This window comes from Psychromonas ossibalaenae ATCC BAA-1528, from assembly GCF_000381745.1.
Taxonomy (GTDB): Bacteria; Pseudomonadota; Gammaproteobacteria; order Enterobacterales; family Psychromonadaceae; genus Psychromonas; species Psychromonas ossibalaenae.
Map to the genome: position 1 here is coordinate 62,576 of NZ_KB906970.1, position 23,223 is coordinate 85,798.

Sequence of the window (23,223 nt, forward strand, 5' to 3'; positions counted from 1 at the left end):
TGTTTTTTATAACCGGCCTATTGTTCTAAATGAATTAGAACAATAGGCCGGTTTACTGGTAATTAATACTGTTGCGCTGCCTTTTATCATGGAATCTGCAGTTTAACCGCCGATTAACACAGTCGGCATGCCGAGTATAATTGTGCCGCCATGTGCAGTTGTATCCCCCATTCTGGCTGCCGGTTTACTGGTAATTAATACCGTTGCGCTGCCTTTTATAACTGAATCCGGCGGCCCGACACAGACGCACATCTGTCCTAATGTGGCGGCCGGCATATTACCTATCAATACGGTTGAAGGTAACGGCAGTAACGGCCCGCCGACATGCGGAATAGGGACAACTGCCGGGGTCTGCATCGGACATACGTGCATATCGGTTGCTCTGGCTGCTGGCAGCATGGTTATTCTCCTGTCTGGCCGTTACCGCCCTGTGCGATGTTCAGGCCGATTTTTAAGTAGCTTTCATAACGTGCTTGTGCTTCCAGCCCGTCAGGCATCACGGCTGATAAATTAACTGCGCCGGCAACCGCGTGAGAATACAAATATTCCGGCGGTGGAATAACCGGCTCACCAACTGCTATCATACTGCCGCCGCTCCAGAATGCGGCTTGTGCGGTCCAGCCTGCGCCCGATTGTAATTCAGCTTTGGCCGCCATCTGTTCAGCCAGGCGCCGCGATGTTTCGTCAGGAGCGTGAACCCAGGCTTTAGCCGCTCGCACTGCATTGGCTTCATCTTCATTCCAGTCTTTTCTGCGGGCTGCACAGCAGCATGCCCACCAGACTGCTTCTCTAACCGGCAGTGCATGAGCAATAAATATCACCACATCACTAAATAACTGCTGCTCGACAGCGCAGTCAATTAGGGATGCCGGATCACTGTGCTGCTGTGCCAGTTCGATGAATTCATCGCTTGCTTCATAGAGGCTGAGAATGTCAGCCGCGCTGTGGTGGGGGATTTTTAAATAACTCATCAATTTACCATCGCGATTGCGCCCTTAATTTGTACCATTGCACCGGCTTTGACCTGTGTCATAGCACTCCCGTTTACTTCGACTATTGCGCCTTTAACACTGGTTTTTGCCTGGCTGGTAATATCAATCATAGCCGCTTTTATTTCCGCTTTTGCCTGTCCTGCGACAGAAATCTGTGCACCGGAAATTTTTATGCCGCTTTGACTTAGTTCAATAGATGAACTGCCGACGCATAGTTTAATTTTTGTTTTTCCTGAAAGTTCGATACTTTGCCCGTCAATCTCTACGCTTGAGCCTGCACTGAGCTGTACATTTTTAGAAGCACTGCCGCTGATCCCTGCGTCTGACTTTAAGGAGAGATCTTTTTTGGCGTCGGCACTGAGTGTATCTTCACTGCTTAGGCTCATTGCTTCTTTACTCTTCCAGCTTATTGTTTTTTCAACATCAAAATCAGACAATCCTTTAATGGTCTGTTTTAAGTCATTTTTTACATTAATCGTCATATCCTTTTCTGCCTGCAGAAACAGCTCTTCTTTATCTTTTTTATCTTCAAAGCGCAGTTCGTTAGCGGTGTCACTGTTACCGTTAGGCGTGCTGCGTGTTTTTATACCGCTTTGTGTTGCACTGCTGTAGGGCGGTTTGTTTTTTTCATTATAAATGGAGCCGGAGACAATCGGACGGTCGGGATCCCCGTCAATAAAGCTAATCAGTACTTCATCGCCAATACGCGGAATAAACTGCACGCCGAATCCGTTGCCGGCGGTCGGCTGTGCTACCGGGATCCAGCAGGAACTGTTTTCATCCTTCTGGCCGTCCTTATCCCAGTGAAAATGTACTTTTATACGCCCTGATTTATCCTGATTGACCTCTTCTCCGCTAGGTCCGGTGACCTCCGCACTTTGAATATTAGTTATGACGGGTTTATTAATGAAAGGCGGCCGCCATGGTGTGTCTGCAGGTATACATTGAAAGCTGTTTGTATATTCAATATTAGTACCCGTATCATTGCCGTTAAAGTAATGCTCTGCCTGGGTTATCAGATATTCCTGGTTATATTCGGACTGTATATGTTCGCTTAGAGTAAAACATAAACCCGCACCTAATGATGGAACTGAAGAACGGGCGTTAATGGTTGTTTTGCGGCAGTCTTGGCTTTCCATCTGTCGTTTCCCCGCATCACGAATAGTGCTTTTATCGCTGTTACCCTGCCCGAAAAAGTATTCACTTAATGCGCTGTTTTTCACTGAGGAAGTGGTGTTTCTTTCGCCGCTGTTTAAGCACTCAGCTAATTCTTCACTGTGATCGGCCAGCAGTAATTTACTGATACCTAACTGTTCTCGATAGTTCCAGTGAGTGATCGAAAAAGTTTTCGCTTTAGCTTCAATAATAAAAGGAACCTTATCATTGTCAGCCTTAGCAAAATCCTGATTGCTGTCAGCGATGGTAACAACAGGTTGAGTCCCTTGATGGTTACAGTGGTAGTGCCAGCCTTCAGAGGCCATTAAACGCTTAATGAAATTTAAATCGTTTTCATTAAATTGAATACAGTAACTATGTTTTATTCCAGCACTGCGAGGTGATACTTTGAAATAACTTTTAAGGCCGGAATCAGACAGAACCTTTTCTATTATCTGTTTTGTGGTCATGTCCTGAAAGGTGCGGCTGGTGGTGCGGTAGGCAAAAATAGACAGCGGGTCGATCCCTTCGACCCGGTACATATAAAGCTGTTTGGACATATTAAATTCAATATTTTCCAGTGATGAGATTAAGGCTAAAAAACTTCGCGCTTTGTTTCTGTCTGCTTCGATACCTGGTAAGTATTGGATATCAAGTACTTTACCCAGCACTTTCTCGGATATTTTTTCTTTACAGAAAAAAACGGCGCTAAAATCAGACCTGCCTGAGATTTGTTCTTTTACCGTTAACTGCGTAACTATAAACGGGCCTTTGCCATCCAGCTTTGCCTGAACAGGGCGGTTATTTTCATTGTAACTGGTCACTGACATATTCGATTCTCTTATCGTTATACTGGATATCCCGGCAGCTTGTTTAAAGCAAAATATATATTTAAATACAGGTTTGTTTTTAAATTATCCACCACCAAATAAATGCACTTTACGCTTTGTTTTATCTGCCGCCGGACTTAAATGTTATCACAGAATATCTGATCTTAATTTATTACTCATATGTAAAGGAGAGAACTGTTTTTTTTGTGAATTTGTTTATTGTTGTTGACTTGTTTTTTTTGGTGAAATACCAATCGCTAATCAGATTGCTGTGATTTTAAATTTATCCTGGCGAACGCGATAGTGAATATTTGTTAATTTGTAAGTCACTTCCTTACAATATGAGCTTTTGATCAAAAATCAAAAAGAAAAATAGGGTTATGGCGGGATCAGTTTACGCAGTGTGATCCAGGATGTTTATTTAAAAAATAATCAGTGAATAATTAAAAATATAACTAAGCGGATTGCCTGCAGTGTCCTAGTATCAGTGTCTTATGAGACGATTAAAGCGTTAAGTTATGGTAGATTGGGTATGGGTTACGTATAATAAGCGTTAAGTGTTTTAACTGAGGCTTTGATAAAGCCGGCTACTGTAGATCATTGTGTGCTGTGAAACCTAGGTGCATTGACAGTTGTATGAAAATTCGTTTCTATTTGCCTATTGTTTAGTCTAGTTCAAGTCTCTATTGACGGCAGTAATTTTTTTGATGCGCTTTAACCCCCTGCGTTTCATGTGTTTTTGTGATGAAAAAATGCTTGTTTAGTTCTTTGGTTAACTGTTAGTGTTTGTAATATATATATTTTGAGGTGACAAAATAAGGCGTGTTAGACGGACAATATACATAATAAGAAACATTGTCTTTTTTAATGTTCGATTTACTATTCTCACTTTCACTTGACAACTTTTAATCAAATATAATGATGGATACGATGATATTTACTGAAAGTCAGCGCCAGACTCTGTTATCGCCTTTGGCAGAAAATAATTTTTGCGGTGTGTATTTAAAATCTGAACGGCAGTCCTTCAGGCCGCTTCGTAATGAATTTAATTTAGCGCAGACATCGCTGCGAAAGCTCAATCAGAACCCTGAGGCTGATGAACTGGATGCGATACTAGAAGATAATAAAAACAACTGGAATGTGCTGTCGGGCAGCTTAACGGATGTATTTGCTAATTCATCGCGAGATATCGAACTAGGCGGCTGGATGATGGCGGCTCAGGTAGTTATTGACCCTAGCTTGAGCGGTGCGCTGCAGACCAGTTTATGGCTTGAGGAGCTGGTCGGATCTCATTGGGATTCTCTGCAGCCGATACTACCTGCTAATAAAATCAAATCTACTGATGAAAGTGAAATACAAAGTGAAATCAATAGCTTTAAAGTGAAAGCATTCGTGCAGCTGCTGGGTGAAAGTGAAGACAGCGGATTATTGTATTCTCCGCTATTGATGACTCCTTTGATTGCTGATTTGGATTTTTCCCGCTATCAAAGCGAAGAGCATAAAGGCACTCTGGCTGATATCCGCAGTCGTTATCGTGCGGCGGCACTTGCAGACCGTGCCTCGGTTGTTGAATTAATAGATAACCTCGATAAATTAAAAAACAGTATTGGCGCGATAGAAAAGCAGGTTATAGCAGTTTGTCAGCAGTATTTACTATCACCGCCCGGGTTTAAATTTGTAATCAGCATCATTGATAAGATGCTCCGGGCCGTCGAATTTATATCAGGATTAAAACCCGCATCGGTAGCCCCGCTCATAAATACACCTGTGCAGGATGTGCCGGACAGCGCTGAGAAGGTAGAAAATAGTGCTGAAAATATTTGTAATGTGGAGAATGCCGCGATGGAAAATCCTCAATCGACTCCTGCGGGCACCTCTTTTGCTTCGCTGGCCCAGCAGCAGGAGTTTAATCGAGATCAGGCATTTCAGCAGCTGCGTGAAATTGCTGATTACTTCAGACAGACGGAACCACATAGTCCGGTGGCGTACCTGTTAGACAAGTCAATCCGCTGGGGCTATATGCCGCTGCCGGAGTTGATGACAGAGCTGCTTTCAAATCAACAAGATACTATAGATCGCGTATTTAATTTAACGGGATTAGATGAACAAGGACAAACTGCGCTGCCCAATGATAATAACAACATAGGTGCTGCACGCGTTCTACCTGCACAGGCGCGACAGCTGCCGGCAGATAACAAACCTGTTTTTGCTGTTCCTGAAACAGAAAAAACGGATAACCAGGCTCCACCAGACACACAGCAGAAATCAAGCAGTGAATCACTGTGGTAGCTGCTGTTGTGATTAATTAAATATAATAAAGAGGAAAGTTATTATGGCTAGTATTTACATGCGGATCGAAGGCGTTAAAGTGACCGGTGGCGCAACGGTTGAAGGATTACCCGGCGACGGCTGGTTTGCATTAAGTTCGTACAGCTGGGGCGCAGTGCGTTCAGTTGCGATGGATATTGGTAACGGCACAAATGCCGACTCAGGCATGGTGGCTATGAGTGAAGTTAATATCACTAAAGAAACAGACGGTGCATCGGAAGATCTGCTTTCTTTCCTGTTTAGCCCGGGTCTGGAAGGTAAAAATGTAGAGATTGTTTTCACTAAACCTTCTCGTGATGGTTCAGGCAGCGATATTTACTTTCAAGTGAAGTTAGAAAAAGCGCGTGTGGTTTCTTACAACGTTAGCGGTTCTGACGGTTCTCAGCCTTTTGAAAGCATTTCAATGTCTTACATCCAGTTAGACCAGCTGCACTGGCATGAAGACGACGGCGGTAAAATGGAAAAAGGCGGTCTTGTATCTTATAACGTACCGCTAGGTAAGATGCTTTCAGGTTCTAAATAACCTGCAGGCCTGCGCTGCTCCGGCAGCGCATAACAATTGTTTGTCAGGTTCTAAATTATAGCTCAAAAAAGGTAGGGAAGTATGGCTGTCAACTCACAACACAAACGTGTTAGCAAAAACCGCGTTAGCATAACGTATGACGTAGAAACAAATGGTGCAACAGAAACCAAAGAACTGCCTTTTGTCGTGGGCGTAATTGGTGATTTCTCTGGTCATAAACCAGAAAGTGAAAAAGTGGATCTGGAAGAGCGTGAATTTACCGGGGTCGACAAAGATAACTTTGATTCAGTAATGGGGCAGATTAACCCGAGCTTATCCTATAAAGTTGATAATAAACTCGCGGATGATAACAGTCAGTTTGAAGTGAATCTTAATTTCAAATCAATGAAAGATTTTCAGCCTGAAAATCTAGTTGAGAATATTGAACCTTTAAAGCAGCTGGTTGAAACACGTAATCAGTTGAAAGTGTTATTAAGCAAAGCGGATCGCTCTCGTGATCTGGAAAAACTGCTTAAAGAATTACTGCAGAGTGCGGATGCTATTGAGCATCTTGCCGGCGAACTAGGTGTGCAGAAAGAGGAGACTGAATAATGTCAACTGAACAACAAAAAACGGCTCAGCAGGCTGAAGCTGCTGAAGGTGAAGTAAGTTTTCTTGAACGTGCGATTACTGCTACCACTCAGACTCCTGTTGATACCACTAAAGAATTATTATCATCTCTTACGTCACAGGCACTTGACGGTACCGTGACCTGGGATAAAAATTTAACGCTGACCATTGAAAAAGCGATTGCGGCGCTGGATGTAAAAATCTCATCGCAGTTATCAGCGACAATGAAGAACCCGGATTTCCAAAAGCTGGAAGGTACCTGGTTAGGCCTGCAGAAACTGGTTAAAAACAGTGAACTGGGTGCAGATCTGAAGATTAAACTGGCAGATTACACTAAAGATGAGCTGCTTGAGCAGTTTGAAGATGCACCTGCTATTGACCGCAGCCGTTTCTTCAACATGATTTATCAGCAGGAATTTGGTACTGCAGGCGGCCAGCCTTACGGTGCGCTGCTGGGGGATTATGAATTCGGTTATGGTGATGAGGATGTTGCACTGCTTCGTTATATGGGAGAAGTCGCGGCTGCTTCACACTCCCCGTTTATTGCAGCGGCAAGCGCCAGTATGTTTGACTTTAAGTCTTTTGAAACTTTCTATGAGGGTAAACCTGTTGCAGCTGGTTTTGACTCTCCTGCTTACGCCAGCTGGAATGCATTTCGTGCCAGTGATGACTCCCGTTATGTGGCGTTAACCATGCCTAAAACGATTGCCCGTCTTCCATACGGTAAAGGCACTGTGCCTGTACGTTCTTTCGATTTTGAAGAGCTGGCCTTAGACGCTAACGGTAAAGCGGTTCCTGAGTCACAAGATGATTTTGTATGGAGCAATGCTGCTTATGAATTCGGTTTATTATTAACCCAGGCTTATACTAAGTACGGCTGGTGTACTGCTATCCGTGGTACAGATAACGGCGGTAAAGTTGAAAATCTTGCTAACTTTACCTATGACTCTCCGGGCGGCGATTTACAGCAGCAGTGTCCAACCGAAGTTAACTTCACCGATGAACGAGAAAAAGAGCTGAGTGATCTTGGTTTCCTTCCTCTAGTGCATTACAAAAACAGTAATTACGCGGTATTTATGGGGGCACAGACGACTCATAAACCAAAAACTTATACGGATCCTGATGCTACTTCAAATGCGGCTATCTCTGCGCGTCTGCCGTACACTATGGCCAGCAGCCGTATTGCACAGTATTTGAAAGTGATGGGGCGTGATCGTGTCGGCTCTAATATTGATGCAGGCAATATTGAGAAAGAACTGACTGACTGGATCCAGCAGTATGTTAATCCGAATGCTATCGGTAATGAAGCAAAAGCACAGTATCCGCTTGTTGAAGCGCGTGTAAGTGTGGTTGAACAGGCCGGTCGTCCAGGCAGCTACTCTGCAATCGCACATCTTCGTCCGTGGTTACAAATGGAAGAATTAACGACCTCATTGCGTATGGTCGCCAATATTCCAGCTTGATTTTAGTCTCGGGGGCTTCGGCCCCCGAGTGGAGTCATAGCAAACTGATTAATTAAAGGGTCAGTTTTAGGCGCAGGAAAAATCGCTACTAGCAAGGCGTTAGTTGATGTAACCAGTTGTTCTAATTGCGAAATTAATAACTAAGATAGAGTTGATTTTAACCCGCATAAATGAGCAAAGACTTATTCAGATTGGTATAATCTATGGCAGTAAACAATCCAACATCATTCGCTAATGTCTTAACCGATTCAGGGCAGTGGCGAATGCTGTTAGAGCACGCACAGGAGCAGGATGTTTCACGTTTTAAAGTTCAACTCTGCCGCATTATTACCCAGCTGGATCAGCTGATGAGTGAGCAGCTGTCTGCTGTTATTGAAGCTCCTGAATTTAAGAAACTTGAAGCCAGCTGGTCTGGAGTGCACAGTTTAGTGCAGCTGCCGGTTTCTCAGCGGCGAATTAAAGTTAAACTTCTTGATTTCAGCTGGAAGATGCTGTCAACCGATCTTAATCAGTCATTTGAAGTTAACCGCAGTGCATTATTTAAAAAAACCTATGCAAACGAACTAGATACTGCTGGTGGTCAGCCTTTCGGGCTGCTGGTTGTGGATCATCATATTCAGTCCGACTTAGATGCAGATGCTGACTTTGATGATCTATACACACTGCAGCTGCTGGCTGAATTAGGCGAGCGTTCATTATGTCCGGCAGTGCTTGGTGTTGATAATGATTTTTTTGGTGATGACCCGGCAAGGCTGATGCATGACCATACACGTATCAAACGAATCTTAAACAGTTTAGATCTGCAGAGCTGGCAGCTGCTGCGCAGTCATAGTGCCAGTCGTTTTTTACATCTGGTATTACCTGAATATCGTATTCGCCAGGCGCGCCGTAATTATCCTGCCGGCTTTGTTTTTAATGAAAAAAACACTAACCAGAGTGTCCTGTGGGGCAACCCGGCTTATCTGCTGGCTGCTAATGTGATCCGCGAGTTTGACCGGATCAGCTGGTTTGGTTTCTTAAGAGCACATGATACAAGCGGCTCATACGGTGCGCTGATCGATGTAAAAGACAACGTCTGCTCACCCCTGCGGGCGCGTATCGATATTTTCTGCGAAAGTGACGGTTTCTGGGCTGAGCAGGGATTTGTACCCGTATCGAGTATTTATCTAAGTGGTCAGCTTGGTTTATTCAGTAACCAGTCGGTGTGGAAACCAGTCAATGAGGCTGCGAAAACCAGTGCAATGCTGCAGACCAATTTAATGGCCTGTCGGTTTGGACATTATATTAAAGCGCAGATGCGTGACCGGGTGGGCAGCTTTGACAGTGCCGCCAGCTGTCAGCGGGATCTGGATAAATGGCTGCAGAATTATATCAGTAATGTTGATTATGGTGATGAAACGATTATGGCGCGTTATCCCCTTAAACATGCTGAAGTAGCCTTTATTGAAGACCGTAATGATGCGACGCGTTACCACTGCCGCATCAAACTGCAGCCGCAGTATCAATATGAGATGTTAGATACGCATATCACCCTAAGCAGTGATGTTTCTGCAAGTGAACTGGGAGAAGCATAATGAGCCTGCTGGCTAAACTTAAAGAGCAGTGGAACGGTGATATAGACAGCGTGCGAGATGCGATAATCGATAATCTTTCTGCCCTGCTGTCGGCTCGGGCCCCGGTCTGGCAGAACATGCAGTTAAGCCCGCTGGCAGATAATTCTATCAGTGCATTTGGTATGGCTAACCAGCAGCTAAGTCAGGGTAAAAGCAGCGCCGACCGGATCCTGCTTGATGTTAAAAATTTAATTATCCGCTTTGAACCCCGCTTAAAAGAGGTGCTGGTTGAACTGGATGAAAGTACGGCTGACAGTAATAAACTGAAGTTTCGCATTGAGGGTATTATCAGCAGTAAATTTGGTGAGGAGCTGGTTGTTTTTGACTCCAGCCTTGATTTTACGACCAGCAGCTTAGACGTAAGGAAAACCAATATTGTCTGAATCATTATTAAGCTATTTTGAACAAGAACTGGCTTTTATTCGCCAGGAAGCCGGGGATTTCTGCCGCCGCCATCCCGGCTCGGCTAAATCACTGGGCATTAGCGATGACAGTATTGATGATCCGCAGATATCGCGTTTGATTGACAGTGTTGCACTGTTGAATGCCCGTCTGCAGCAGAAGCTCGATGATTCATTTCCACAGCTGACGGACAGCTTGCTGCGCCTGTTATTTCCGCATTATCTACGCCCGATACCGTCATACAGTATTTTAAAAATGAACCCGTCAGAGGATGTCAGTGCAAAACACTTTATTCCTCAGGGCACGCATTTAGGGATTTCTGACAGCGAGGCTGCAGATACTGTTTTTCGCACCTGTCAGGATGTGGCCTTATATCCTGTTAATCTGAGCTCTGTACAGGTGGCAACGGCTCCCTTTGATGTTGACAAACCTAAAGGCGCAGAGCAGGCGACTGCATTGCTGGAGATGGAGCTGCAGACAACGGATCCGAGTATTTTATTTGCAGATCTCGATTTGTCTTCTCTGGAACTGTTTATTCGCGGAGAAACGCAGTCGGTTTTAAGACTTTATGATCATCTCTTTTCAGGTATAAAACAGGTTTGCCTGCAGTATGGTGAGCAGCGCCTTGAATTAGGGCCTGATGCATTAAGCCCGGTTGGTTTTGACGGCCAGGATCAGGTTCTTCCCTACAGCGCACGTAGTTTCGGCGGTTTTAAATTACTCACTGAATTTTTTATGTTTCCAGAACGTTTTCAGTCTGTTTTGTTAGATTTTGGGCAGTCATTAGCTTATGCGCAGACTAATACAATCAAGATCCATATTTTTCTTGATGAGATGGCCGTTGATTTGTCGCGCAGTCTGGGAGCCGACAATTTCCATCTTTTTTGTACGCCGATTGTTAATTTACATACCTTAACTACTGAGCCGTTATCGATCAATTTCGGGCAGCCGAAATATCCGATAGTACTTGATGCAGGCGGCCGCCAGCAGCTGCAGCTATTTGCCGTTGAGCAGGTGACGGATGTTACTGAGGAGCAGAGTCGTATTGTGCCTCCATTGTATGGTGAGAAATACCGTGGTGCGGAAATCGGACTTCGCTGGCAGCTGCTGCAGGACTGGCAGGCAGACACCTATTTGCAAAGCAGCCTGCGTGTTGCTGACCTGGGTCACAGCAGTGCCGCTAGTGATGTCCGTACCTGGCTGATTTCGGCGACCTGCTCCAATGGTGTATTAGCAGGTCAGTTATCAGTTTCCAGCGAAGTCAGCTGCCGTGATTCAATTTCACTGCCGGCTGATTTACAGTTATTACGCCGTCCGACCAGTCAGGTGCGAATTAAAGCTTCGGAGCAGAATGCCTGGCCGCTGCTGGCCCATCTGCATTTTAATTATCATGCTTTACTGGGCTCGGATGATCCGGTGTCAGCATTAAAAGCGATGCTCACTTTATACAATCATAACGACAGTGCGCAGAACAACGCTTATATAAACGCTATCCGGGGACTTGAGCAGGAACAGGTCGTTGCACCTGTACGTATTTCAGGAAAAAGCTGCTTTGCTTCTGGAACGCGTCTGAGCATTACCATTAACAGTAAAGAGTTAGGCGGGGGCGTGGAGTTGTTAGCGCGCCTGCTGGATCGTTTTTTTGCTTATTTTGCCGGGTTTAACAGTTTTACTCAGGTGGTTATTTTAACGACCGGTACTGAAGGTGAATATAAGGTCTTTCCAAGGAGGTCTGGGTGCAGAAATATGCTCTAAACCAACTGGTTAATGATCCAAGTTCATTTGAACTGCATTGTGCTGTGCAGCTGGTTAAACATGACGCGACCAGCCTTGGGCAAAGACCGGAGATATCATTTTCAGCAAATTTACTGCCTGCTTATCAGCAGGCTGATATCACAGAAGTAGAGCACCCGAGTGCCGGTAAATGGAAGTTTACCTGTGATATGCCGGCCTTATCCGGCAGTCAGGGGGTGATGCCCCGGTATAATTACAGTGAGTCATTAAAGGAGCTTTTTGAGCAGGGTAATTATGCACTGGTTGATTTTTTCAATGGTTTTAACAGCCGCTATTACCGGCTGCACTGTCAAAGCGAATTAAAAAATAATTTATCAGCGCAGGCGGAAGAAGAGCATTTTAGCTGGAAGTCTCAGGATCAGTCATTAACGACTATGTTAGCTAATTTATACGGTGGTCTGGGCAATAACCACAGCCTGCCTTCCGCGCATCTGATTCAGTATTCCGGACTGCTGGGGTTAAAACTGTCTTGTCCGAATGCGTTGCAGGAGCTTCTGGCGGATTATTTTGAGTATGACTTTGAAGTACAGTACGGCGATGTTGATTATCTGCCGCTGCTGCCCTGCAGCCTCACGAAACTAGGTAAAAACGGACAAAATAATCAGTTAGGATTCGACGCTTTAGTGGGGAAAAGTGCAGTAACCGCTTTTCAGCGTCTGGATGTCATGGTTAAACCGAATAATTACAGACAGTTTAATCAAATTAGAAACGATAAGCAGCTGTTCAATGCGCTTGATTCGTTAATCCGCCATTATATGGGCGTCGATATTAAGCTCAAATTAAAAATCAAGGTGGCAGGTAAATACCTGCCTGGATTACAACTCACCACAAACAGTGAAACCAGCATTCGTCTGGCTCAGTCTACCTGGCTTGCGCCGCGGCAGATAAGCTCAGAATATGTGGTAATGCCGTTAAAAAAATAGGGAAAAAGCATGATAAACGTGGAATTACAAAGCCTGATTAAACGACTTGCATCACCATTAAAAACGGCTCTTGAGGCGGCCGCCGGTGACTGTATGGCGCGCACCCATTTTACCATCGAACAGGAACACTGGTTTAATCAGTTATTAAACGAAAGCGGCTGCGGATGGAATGAATTATTACAGCAGGGTAATATCGGGCGCGATCAGATTGTTGAGCAGTTATCCCGCCACCTAAATGGTTTATCGCGTGGAAATGACAGTTCGCCGTCATTATCTCCGGCTCTGGTTGAGCTGATTAAAGACGCCTGGCTGCTGGCATCGGTGAATCACCGTACAGCTGAAGTTAATGGTTATCATATTCTGCTGGTATTGAAGCAGCGTTTAACGCAGGGCGGATACAGCGGCGATTTACTGCCGTGGTTAAATGAATTATCCATTGAATCTTTGAAAGCGCAGGCGAACAGTCAGGCACCGGCATTAACTCAGAGTGCGGCGGCTGCCGGTGGTTTTAGTGCACCTGCTGGAGAAGCAGGTACGGCCGCCTTAGATAAATACACTAACAATTTAACCCAGGCTGCCCGCGACGGTGAGCTTGACCCTATTTCCGGCCGTAATCCTGAAATCCGCAAATCGATTGATATTTTATGCCGCCGCCGCCAGAACAGCCCGATTCTAGTCGGTGAGCCTGGAGTCGGTAAAACTGCGATTGTAGAAGGTTTAGCGCAGCAGATTGTTGACGGCAATGTCCCTCCTTCATTAGCGAACGTTGAACTGCGCACCTTAGATCTTTCATTACTGCAGGCAGGGGCAAGTATTAAAGGCGAGTTTGAGAATCGTTTAAAAGATGTCTTAACGGAAGTAAAGCAGTCTGCCGTTCCGATAATTGTATTTATTGACGAAGCACACACTCTGATTGGTGCCGGCGGGGCTGCTGGACAGAACGATGCCGCTAATATATTAAAACCGGCATTAGCACGTGGTGAATTCCGCACTATAGCCGCGACTACATGGGCTGAATATAAACAGTATTTTGAAACGGATGCAGCCCTTACTCGACGTTTTCAGCTGGTTTCTGTGGCTGAACCGAATGAAGAAGATGCGGTGCAGATGCTCCGTGGTGTCAGCCGCGGTCTGGAAAAACATCACCGCGTAAAAGTGCTGGAAGAGGCGATTGAATCCGCTGTACAGCTGTCGGTACGCTTTTTGCCTGAACGTCAGCTGCCCGACAAAGCGATTAGTTTATTAGATACGGCCTGTTCAAGAATAGGATTGAGTCAAAGTGCACTGCCGCAGAAACTTGATGGTTTAGCTGAGCAGATCCGTTATGCAGAAAGCGAGATAACTGCGGTTGAGCGGGAAGATGCAAGGCTGGCTAACGGTGCAGAGAAACTAGTTATAGTGCGCCAGAAACTACACCTCCTGGAAGGTGAGTACAAGCTTCTGGAAGAGCGCTGGGAGGCTGAAAAAGCACTGGTCACGGACATTACCGTATTACAGGATGACCTCGATGAGAAGTTCTTTGCCGGAGAGGATGTAACTGCTGGCGATGAACAAAAATCACTGGCTGAAAAGCTGGCACTGCTGCATGATCTGCAGGGGGAATCTCCTTTAGTGATTCCGCAGGTTGACAGGCAGACCATTGCGGAAGTTATTTCTCTGTGGACCGGCATACCGGTTGGAAATATGGTTAAGGATGAAGTTAAGCGTTTATTATCATTAGAAGAGTTGATCGGCAAACGCGTGATCGGGCAGAAATCCCCGATTAATGAAATCTCCCAGGCGATTCGTATGTCTCGCGCCGGTTTAACGGATCCGCGCAAACCTATTGGTGTTTTCCTGATGTGCGGCCCAAGCGGGGTGGGTAAAACTGAAACTGCGCTGGCACTGACTGATCTTCTTTATGGCGGTGAGAAAAATATTACCACTATCAATATGACTGAGTTTAAAGAAGAGCATAAAATATCTATGCTTCTTGGCTCTCCTGCCGGTTATGTTGGTTATGGTAAAGGCGGAGTATTAACCGAAGCGGTGCGTAAAAATCCATATTCGGTTTTATTACTGGATGAAATGGAGAAGGCCCATCCTGGTGTGCATGATCTTTTCTATCAGATTTTCGATAAAGGTTCGATCTCCGACAGTGAAGGGCGTGATATCGACTTCAGAAACACCATTATAATTATGACTTCCAATGCTGCCGACAGTGCTGTTGTTGATGCCTGCAGCGAAGAGCGTCCAGCTATACCTGAGCTGACCAAGACTATTTTCCCGGCGCTGCAGGAGTATTTTAAACCTGCATTTATCGGTCGTACCACAGTTGTACCTTACTTCCCGCTTAACAATGAAGAGATGGCTGAAATTGCGCGCCTGTCTTTAACTCGAATAGAAAAACGCGTGACTAAGCATTACCAGGCGGAATTTACTTATAGTGACGATTTAATTGAATACTTGATTGTGCAGAATCATTCACCAGAGACTGGCGCACGTGCGATTGAGCAGATAATTAACCGTACGCTGATGCCCGAGCTGGCAACACAGTGCATTGTCCGTTTGAGCAGCGGAGAAAAGATAACGTCAGTGTCTGTAGAGCTGAACGCAGGCGAGCTTGAAATAAGCATCAACTAGTATGAAGGTTTAAAAAATGTTTGGTCGAAAAAAAAGTTACGATTTGGAAAAAGCCAGGGACAGAAACAGCATATTAGCGAATGCTGGTATTGCAGGCGTGGGTACGCAGGGGATATACACACCTAAAAGCAGTGCCGGCAGAGCAAAGTTAGCAGCGCGTCAAAAGAAGCTTCCGAAACAACAGGGCTATACAAAGCAGCACGCGTTAGATGATGCTAAGCTGCTTGGTCAGGTAAGCATGGATATGCGCAGTGATATAGCCGGTTATGCTGGTGATGTAGTCGATGCGACTAAGGATCTCAGCAGTTTAGCTTCCGGCGGCGGAATGTATACTGCCGGCGGTGGTCTTGAATTTAGCAGCGGTAATATTATCGGTGCGGTGAAGTTAGGGCATGATGCGGTTGTTAATATTGTTGAATGGGCCGGTAAAAGAAAACCGAAAGAGCTGCCGGTTAATCCGCTGCTGACACCGATAGATGCCGCCTTATATGAGAATACCAAGACAGCTGCATATTTTAAGAAGAGAATGGTTAAGAAGATTGCCGGTGATGCCGTCTCCTTCAGCGGCGGGGTGCTGAGCAGTGCTACCCATGTAAATACTTTAGGGGCTGCCCGTCATGGGCGTTCTGATGCGAAAACAATTGCGCATCTGGTTCGCCTGAAGGAGATGATTAAGCAGTATAAAAGTAAAGGGCTGACAATTGAATATAAGCTGTGCAAACTAATTATTGACTGTAAAAAGCTTAAAATAGAATCACAATCAGCGGCATTAGCGGCTGACTGTATTCCGGGAAATGTTATTACCAGCAGTGTTACTGCGGCCGCTGGTTTTATTCACGGACAAAGCCTGGCCTACCGCTTATCTAATATGGAAGCTGATATCGAAAAGGTCGCTAAAATTCTTCATTATCGGGCTTTTTATGAGATGGATGATGATTACGGCATTGCTGGTTTGTTTGGTGAGCAGGCTGCGAATGAGTATGCAGCTGAAACGCCCGCTCTGGATATGGTCAGGGAGCTTTTTACGCAGATAGCAAAAATTGAAAAAGAAAGAGTGCTGGTGAATATAAGAGGGCACAAGCTGAAAGTGGGCGGCGAGCACTTCCGCGCGGATAAACTAATGCGCGAACCCGCCGGATGGTTAGTTATTGTCGATAAGCTCAATCTTATTTAACACAAAGCTCCGCTGCTTGGCATATAAGTATCTGCCGAACATGAGCAGACAGATTATTAGTAATATTATTAGGATAAAAGAGTGAAGAGTCAGGAATTTACAGGGAAACAGCTGCAGTGGATCAGAAAGACACTTAACATTGCGGTGGTGCACGGTGGTGAAAAAACGCAGCCGCAAAGTTATATATATAAAAACCTGAGTCCCCGTTCAACCAAAACCTATCAGTCTGTAGCCTGTGATATTGCACAGTCGCTGCTGGAGTCTGGTTTTGAGCATGTGCAGGTCCTGCCTGAAGATATTTACCTGCCTTTAACTTTAAAAGAGCTCGGTATTGATCTGGTTATCATTAACAGCGGCGGCCTGCAGGGATTTGACCCTATGTGTCATCTGCCTTCTATGCTGGAAATGCTGGGGGTGCCTTATGTCGGACACTCTCCTATGACTGCTGGAATTTTAGATAACAAGCACCTGTTTAAACATAAAATTCATGCCGCCGGGATCCCGACAGCGCCTTTTATTACCATCGAAAATGGGGAAAGTGTTAACGATGCGGCTAAGTGCTTAATACTTAATGAAATTGAGTCGCAGTTCGGCGGGGCATTTATTGTTAAACCTGTTTCGGGACGTGCATCCATTCATGTCTATCCGGTATTTCAGCGCTCACAGTTAGCCGAGGTGGTGGAAAAAGTAAAAGCTGCAACCAGTAACACCGTGATGGTTGAACCTTATTTAGCCGGGCGCGAATTTGTTGTTGCTATGGCGGGCGCCACTGTTTTTAAAAATGGTGTTTTGACCGAGCAGGAACAGCCGTTTTCATTTTCAATTCTTGAAAGAGTCTTTGCACAAGGGGAGGATATATTTACTTCAATGGATGTAAAACCGATTACCGGTGAACGTTTACTTAAAGTACAGGATCCAGACTTACGCAGGCAGTTAGTTGATATCGGCTGTAAAATTTTCACTCAGCTGGGGCTGCAGACTCTGGTACGGGTTGACTTAAGAATGGACGCCCGCGGTAATCTCTTTGTACTTGAGGCTAACCCGAAACCGGATCTTAAACGTCCCCAGGGCAGTGAACTAAGTATTGTCTGTTATGATCTTGAGACTGAAGGTATGACCTACAATGATCTGATTCAGTCACTGTTGTTTAATCGCCTTAGTTATCTTCATAAGTACCGCAGTGAAACGGCTGCACACTGTTTTAACGATGACTTTTATAGTTTAGCCGCAGAAGATATTAAATGAGAGCCGCGAAAGACAGAATCAGACTGATCCTGGGTATTTCAGTGGTGACATTTTCACTGCTGCTGGTATTGGTAGTCGGTTATGGGCAGGCACTTAAAAGCTATGGCCAGCTGACGACCGATACGGTGATGGCACAGACCGAAGCCGCACGCTTAGGTATCGAGCAGATCTTGAATTCTGGTGTGCATCTGGATGATATTGCCGGCTTAAATCAGGTGCTGCAGCCGATAGTTGATTCTGATCCGTCGGTTACCGGACTGCGCTTACTTTCTGCCGGCAAGCAGATCTATCTTTTCGGAGAAACGTCTGAATTCGACAGCAGTATTTCTATTCCCTTAAAAAATAAATTTACCCAGGTTGGTACGCTGCAGCTGGTATTAAGCGATCAGCTGGTAGAAACCATGGTCAGTGAGCGTTTTCAACCGGCGCTGTGGTTAATTGTTATATTATTAGCAGTATTTATTGCCTGTGTACTTAAAAGTACCCGGCGAAGTGTGTATCTAAGCTGCTTTACAGCTGTTTTTTTAGCGATGTCGGTTAGTGTTATGATTCTGGTCGGCAGCCTCTATCGGGACGGCCTGCAGAGCAAAGCGCTGTCGCTGGCTGATGTAGTCAGCCAGCGTCTGGCACCGATTCTAATTCATCATGTTGATCCGGATTATGTTTTCGGTATTGAGGTGATGCTGGATAATTTTCGCCAGACGAATCCTGATTTAGCTGAAATTGCTGTTTTTAATAATGGGAATATTGTGGCCGCCAGCCGACAGGGAAGCGCTCTGGTCGAGGGGCTTTCCAGCAGCGGTATGCTGGACTATTCTATTGCGACCTCTTTGTCGGGTGAAGTACGTCTGTCATACAAAGCTGAAATTGTTTTAGCACAATTACTGCGTACTTTAAAAAACTTTGCAGTACTGTTTTTTGCCTGCGGACTAGTGTGTTTTGCATTTATCCGTTTACTTAGCGGAGAGACAAAACGTCATCATAATGAACAGGTATTAGAGCGTATTAAACCACTATTTCTCGGGGCGGTACTGATGGAGTCTTTAATGGCGCCTATTATGCCTCAATTTATGAGTTCAGCCGCGCAGTCGGTCGGGTTAGATGCGGGCGCTTCATCGATTTTTTTCAGTATTTATTTTCTTAGTTTTGCATTAACCCTGTTACCGGCCGCCAGGCTGATTGAAGTGTATGATATCCGGCGTGTACTGATCTGCGGTATTTTATTGTCGAGTCTCGGCTGTGCTGTGCTGATTTTTGACTGGGGATTAACCAGTATATTATTTGCCCGGCTGATATCCGGTATGGGACAGGCGCTGATATTTATCACTGTGCAGGGCTATATACTGCGTTTTAGCGACCAGTCGAATAAAACCCAGGCCGCCGGGATTATCGTCTTTTGTTTTAATGCCGGTTTTATTGCCGGCGTTGCTATCGGTGCACTGTTGGCAGACTATCTTGGGGATCAGGGAACCTTTGCCTTAGCGGCAGTTATCGGTATGCTGATGAGTCTGCTTAGTTTTGCGCTGCCGTCAATGCAGGCCGCAAAAAAACGCGTCGATGCAGTAGGCAGGCATGTCGTTGAGATGGCCTTTGACTCTTGGCGTTTAATAAAAATTCCCGCTTTTTTACGTACCATGCTGCTGGTGGGCATTCCCACCAAAATGGCGTTAACTGGTATCGTTGTTTTTGCTGTGCCTTTACTGCTGGCTGAGCGTGGTATAAGTAAAGAGATTATCGGACAGGTACTGATGTCCTATGCGGCTGTTGTGTTATTAGTGAGCCATAAAGCCGGTCCCTGGGTGGATAAACTCGGCAGCAGTAAAAAAGCATTAAGTCTTGGTAATCTTTTGGCAGGTCTGGCGTTAGTCGTGCTGGCGTACTCGGTTTTGATGGTGCAGAGCTGGCAGATGATCACCCTAATGAGCCTGTCTATGATGGCGCTGGGGTTTGCCCACGGTTTGATAAACGCCCCGGTTGTGACACATGTTGTGGTTAATACAGCGGACCGTGTCGACAGCGACTCGGTTGTTGCGGCTACCTATCGTTTTCTGGAAAGAATTGGTCATGTCTCCGGCGCGGTTATTGTTGCTCATCTGCTGTTATGGTTTGGAGCTCAGAAAGCGATGCTTATGCTGGCTGCTTTCTTTATTTTTGCATCGGTATTATTTACTGTTTTTGATAAACAGGCGCTTAAGGAAGTTTACTTATGATCCGGGGGCTTGTGATCTTTGTTTTACTGTGCTGTTCAAGTCTTCTTAGCGCGGCTCCTTGGCCGAGCTGGCTTGGTGATGACTTAAAGCCGCAAAAGGGCAGTCACTGGCAGATAGAAACCACTGCTGAAGGGGTTGAGTTCATGCCCGCAAGGTCAGCGCCGACTATATTGATGGTCGTCTCTCGTAAGGCTGACTCCTATGATACGGCTTTAAAAACGCTGCTGGCAATCTATGCACGGGAGCTGCCGCAGGCGCATATAGTGGTGCGGCTGCTGCCGGTTGAGGCTGCCTCTGTTAATTCTGCACGTTTAATTTCTATGCTCAAAAAAGCCGAGTCGAATGTAGATTTGATTTACAGCATAGGCTCAAAAGCAACGGTTGCCCTGCGCAGGGTTTACAGTGGAGGAAAAATTCCAGTGGTATCGGTTAACGCAAAAGATCCGGTTTTGCTGGGTCTGATTGAAAATGAGCTGGGCTCGGGTGATAACTTTGCTTTTACCTCGTTGAATTTACCGGCACCGATCACATTAAGATACATGAAGCGCTTTAAACCGTCGCTTAAACAAATAGGCGTGTTATATGCTAAAAGCAACCAGAGTGCTTATGCGACGCAGTACCTGCCTTTGAAAAAAACAGCCGAACAACAGGGCATAAAAATTACAGCTGTTGTTGTTGAGCAGAATGATCCCTCTCTTACCTTAGAGGTGTCCATGAAGCGGGCTATCAAGGAACTGAAGGAAGATGATCCGTCCTTGACTAACAGTATTTTATGGCTGACCGGCAGCTCAAGTTTATTAGTTCGAATGCAGGAAATTAACTTTCATGCCGGGGAGCTTGCGGTCCTTTCAGCTGTACCGGATGTCGTGAACAGCGGTCCGGACAGCGCTCTGATGTCCTTTGGTGTCAGCTTTGTTAATAATGCGCATCAGGCCGGCTTATACGGATTACAGATATTATCAGGCAGGACTGCTCCCGGAGATTTACCGGTCGGTCAGATATCGCCGCCGGATATTGCGATTAGTTTTGCACAGGCACAGCGTATAAATCAGAAAATACCCTTTGTTTTAATGGAAATGGCCAGTGATGTTTACGGCAGTCAAGGCACAGTTATTCGTTCCCAGGGGGAATCTATGCAGGAGCAACAATGAGTTCAAATCAGCTGTTAACAAGCAGTTACTTTCGCTTGATGCTGGCCGTTCTGTTAAGTGCGGCAGGCAGCTTTAACGTTTATAGTGAAATCCGTCCGGAGCGCTTGTTACTGGCCACACAGGAGTGGCGCCCGTATCAGTATATTGCTGACGGAAAAATGCAGGGGCCGGGTATTGAAAAGCTGAAATGTATAATGAAAGTGTTAAAGCAGCCTTATCAGATTACCATGAGCGATTGGGATAAAGCCCAAATTTCAGTTGAAATCGGTGAGCAGCATGCTTTCTTTCTGGCATCACAAAACGCCGTGCGTGATAAGTATGCAGATTATTCGTCACCGGTAATGAAACAAGTATGGAGCTGGTACACTCTGTCTGATTCCATGGATACACAAAGCGATATATTTAAAGAGAAAGTGGCTGTAACAGCTATCTTCGGCTCAAATAAATGGCTGTGGCTGCATAAAGCGGGTTATCGGGTCGAGAAAAAACCACGTCGTTCAACGACATTAATTGAACTGTTATTAGCCGGTGAGGTAAGGGCTGTGCTGGCTAATGACTTTGTTATGGAAGACGCAATAAAAACATTAGGGGTTAGTCACCGGGCAATTACCCGGCAGATATTAAAAGAAAAACCCCTGGGGGCTTATTTTTCAAAGAAATTCACTAAGCAGTATCCGCTTTTTTTAAGTGAGTTTAATCAAGCCATTACACAATGTGAGGAGAGGTAATATGCCGTTATCACTGAAGATTATAAGCTCTCCTGATGGAGAACCGATTGCCGAGTGGAATAAAAATTTCCCTGAAACCGGAGGCAGTATCGGCCGTTCTTACGGTACAACCATGCAGTTATCAGATGCCTCAGTATCGTTGTCCGGCACGCATGCGGTTATCAACAGAAGCAGCCGTGGCTATCAGATAATGGACGTCAGCACTAACGGTCTGTTTATTAACGGTAACCACCAGCCTTTAGGCAAAAATAACAGTGCTGCTTTAAATGATGGTGATGTGCTTGATTTAGGCCCGTACCGGTTGATGGTATCCTGTTTTGTGCCTGATCAGGCGTCAGCAAAAACAGCAGAGGCGGAAAGACCGTCTTCTTTAGGTGCGTGGGAGCATGATCCCTTTTCTTCGGATTTGTCGACCGCTTATAAGCAGCCGGATGCGGCACAGGAAACCCGTGAAACATCTGCCGATTTATCATTTGCAGCTGTAGATGACAGTGTCGAAGCTGATCCGTTTTCTGACTTTGAAGGTGAAGCCCCGCTGCAGATGAATACTATTCAGGTTAACAATTTCAATGATGACTATTTTGATGATGATCCCTTTGCATCTGAGGATAGCGAGGCATCTGCAGTAGAGCCGCCGGCCGTAGAGCCTCTCAGCAGCATGCCGCCGCGGCTGCAGCGTGAACTTTCTCCCTCGGATCTGCTTGGGGCAGAGCAGGCAGTTGTTATGCCGGCCAATCAGCAGGATATTATGCTCCAGGCTGCAGAAATGGCTTTTGCCCGGGTAATGGAAGAGATGGCTCCGAGTAATATTGAAGATATGTTCAATGATCTGACCCGTCCGGGTTTTTTCAGCCGTAAGCCTGATTATTGGAATATGTATAAGCGTTACTTCCAGCGCCAGCAGGGAACTCAGGACTGGCAGTTGAAGTTTAAAGCTTATTTTAGCGAAAGTTTACGCATCAAGCAGTTACGCGGGGAGAAGTGATATGACTAAACAGCTCTTAATCGCCGCCACCGCGCTTTCTCTGGCCGCCTGCAGCTCTTTAGCATTCTGGAAAGATGATGCACCGCTGCAGATGCAGGTGAATATTGAAGCCGCCAATAATATCAATCCGAATATTGACAGCCTGGCCTCGCCGTTAGAAATACGTATTTATCAGCTAAAGGACAGCGAAGCATTTAATCAGGCTGTTTTTATTGATCTGTATAACGATGATCAGGGCGTATTAAAAGCGGACTTATTATCGAAACGTAATTTAGACAGTCTGCTGCCCGCTGAAAAACGTCAGGTAACACTGCCCCTTATTACAGAAACAAAATTCGTTGCTGTGATCGCCGCCTTTTCCGACTACCGAAAGGCAAAAAGTAAAGCGATAGTGCAGATTGAGCCGGGCAAACCGGCTTCTGTTGATGTCAGAATAGACGGCATTAATGTAAGTATTACCGGTCAAGAGGACTAAC

At 45.5% G+C, this 23,223-nt stretch carries 19 protein-coding genes; 16 read left to right on the forward strand and 3 right to left on the reverse strand.

Annotated features, from left to right (window positions below):
- Positions 1 to 102 precede the first annotated feature (102 nt).
- The 3 genes from G327_RS0103230 to G327_RS0103240 are packed head-to-tail and all read right to left on the reverse strand — an operon-like array spanning position 103 to position 2,977.
- Positions 103 to 399: a PAAR domain-containing protein gene (locus tag G327_RS0103230; protein ID WP_019613325.1), complete on the reverse strand. Its 297-nt coding sequence runs from the start codon at positions 397 to 399 to the stop codon at positions 103 to 105.
- 2 nt (positions 400 to 401) lie between these two features.
- Positions 402 to 971, reverse strand: a complete 570-nt coding sequence (locus tag G327_RS0103235; protein WP_019613326.1) for a DUF6931 family protein — start codon at positions 969 to 971, stop codon at positions 402 to 404.
- On the reverse strand, positions 971 to 2,977 hold the full coding sequence (locus tag G327_RS0103240) for a type VI secretion system Vgr family protein (protein ID WP_019613327.1): 2,007 nt from the start codon (positions 2,975 to 2,977) through the stop codon (positions 971 to 973). Before G327_RS0103240 ends, G327_RS0103235 begins: the two co-directional genes overlap by 1 nt.
- Positions 2,978 to 3,907: 930 nt before the next feature.
- Here G327_RS0103240 and G327_RS0103245 point away from each other — a divergent pair.
- From G327_RS0103245 to tssJ, 16 genes are all read left to right on the forward strand, one after another.
- Positions 3,908 to 5,266 carry a type VI secretion system protein TssA gene (locus tag G327_RS0103245; protein ID WP_019613328.1) on the forward strand — a complete coding sequence of 453 codons (1,359 nt, stop codon included), beginning with the start codon at positions 3,908 to 3,910 and terminating at the stop codon, positions 5,264 to 5,266.
- A 43-nt stretch (positions 5,267 to 5,309) separates the two neighbouring features.
- On the forward strand, positions 5,310 to 5,828 hold the full coding sequence (locus G327_RS0103250; RefSeq protein WP_019613329.1) for an Hcp family type VI secretion system effector: 519 nt from the start codon (positions 5,310 to 5,312) through the stop codon (positions 5,826 to 5,828).
- Between the two features lie 81 nt (positions 5,829 to 5,909).
- Positions 5,910 to 6,419, forward strand: coding sequence for a type VI secretion system contractile sheath small subunit (tssB, locus tag G327_RS0103255; protein WP_019613330.1), 510 nt, complete (start codon positions 5,910 to 5,912; stop codon positions 6,417 to 6,419).
- Positions 6,419 to 7,900 carry a type VI secretion system contractile sheath large subunit gene (tssC, locus tag G327_RS0103260; RefSeq protein WP_019613331.1) on the forward strand — a complete coding sequence of 494 codons (1,482 nt, stop codon included), beginning with the start codon at positions 6,419 to 6,421 and terminating at the stop codon, positions 7,898 to 7,900. Before tssB ends, tssC begins: the two co-directional genes overlap by 1 nt.
- A gap of 203 nt (positions 7,901 to 8,103) precedes the next feature.
- The gene (locus G327_RS0103265; RefSeq protein WP_019613332.1) at positions 8,104 to 9,474 is read left to right on the forward strand and encodes a type VI secretion system contractile sheath domain-containing protein; all 1,371 of its coding nucleotides are present in this window, start codon (positions 8,104 to 8,106) and stop codon (positions 9,472 to 9,474) included.
- Positions 9,474 to 9,896: a type VI secretion system baseplate subunit TssE gene (gene tssE, locus G327_RS0103270; protein WP_019613333.1), complete on the forward strand. Its 423-nt coding sequence runs from the start codon at positions 9,474 to 9,476 to the stop codon at positions 9,894 to 9,896. The genes G327_RS0103265 and tssE overlap by 1 nt, the downstream gene beginning before the upstream one ends.
- A complete protein-coding gene (tssF, locus tag G327_RS0103275) occupies positions 9,889 to 11,670 on the forward strand; it encodes a type VI secretion system baseplate subunit TssF (RefSeq protein ID WP_019613334.1) in 1,782 nt (593 codons plus the stop codon). The genes tssE and tssF overlap by 8 nt, the downstream gene beginning before the upstream one ends.
- Positions 11,652 to 12,632, forward strand: a complete 981-nt coding sequence (locus tag G327_RS0103280) for a type VI secretion system baseplate subunit TssG (RefSeq protein ID WP_019613335.1) — start codon at positions 11,652 to 11,654, stop codon at positions 12,630 to 12,632. Before tssF ends, G327_RS0103280 begins: the two co-directional genes overlap by 19 nt.
- A 9-nt stretch (positions 12,633 to 12,641) precedes the next feature.
- On the forward strand, positions 12,642 to 15,254 hold the full coding sequence (gene tssH / locus G327_RS0103285) for a type VI secretion system ATPase TssH (protein ID WP_019613336.1): 2,613 nt from the start codon (positions 12,642 to 12,644) through the stop codon (positions 15,252 to 15,254).
- A gap of 16 nt (positions 15,255 to 15,270) precedes the next feature.
- Positions 15,271 to 16,428 carry a hypothetical protein gene (locus tag G327_RS0103290; RefSeq protein ID WP_019613337.1) on the forward strand — a complete coding sequence of 386 codons (1,158 nt, stop codon included), beginning with the start codon at positions 15,271 to 15,273 and terminating at the stop codon, positions 16,426 to 16,428.
- A gap of 81 nt (positions 16,429 to 16,509) precedes the next feature.
- Entirely contained in the window at positions 16,510 to 17,673 is a 1,164-nt protein-coding gene (locus tag G327_RS0103295; RefSeq protein WP_019613338.1) for a D-alanine--D-alanine ligase family protein, read from the forward strand.
- Entirely contained in the window at positions 17,670 to 19,883 is a 2,214-nt protein-coding gene (locus G327_RS0103300) for an MFS transporter (protein WP_019613339.1), read from the forward strand. The genes G327_RS0103295 and G327_RS0103300 overlap by 4 nt, the downstream gene beginning before the upstream one ends.
- Entirely contained in the window at positions 19,880 to 21,034 is a 1,155-nt protein-coding gene (locus tag G327_RS0103305) for an ABC transporter substrate-binding protein (RefSeq protein ID WP_019613340.1), read from the forward strand. The genes G327_RS0103300 and G327_RS0103305 overlap by 4 nt, the downstream gene beginning before the upstream one ends.
- On the forward strand, positions 21,031 to 21,762 hold the full coding sequence (locus G327_RS0103310) for a substrate-binding periplasmic protein (protein ID WP_019613341.1): 732 nt from the start codon (positions 21,031 to 21,033) through the stop codon (positions 21,760 to 21,762). Before G327_RS0103305 ends, G327_RS0103310 begins: the two co-directional genes overlap by 4 nt.
- Position 21,763: 1 nt before the next feature.
- Positions 21,764 to 22,747 (forward strand): type VI secretion system-associated FHA domain protein, encoded by a 984-nt coding sequence (locus tag G327_RS0103315; RefSeq protein WP_019613342.1) that lies wholly within the window; start codon positions 21,764 to 21,766, stop codon positions 22,745 to 22,747.
- Between the two features lies 1 nt (position 22,748).
- Positions 22,749 to 23,222, forward strand: coding sequence for a type VI secretion system lipoprotein TssJ (gene tssJ, locus G327_RS0103320; RefSeq protein ID WP_019613343.1), 474 nt, complete (start codon positions 22,749 to 22,751; stop codon positions 23,220 to 23,222).
- Position 23,223: the final 1 nt, after the last annotated feature.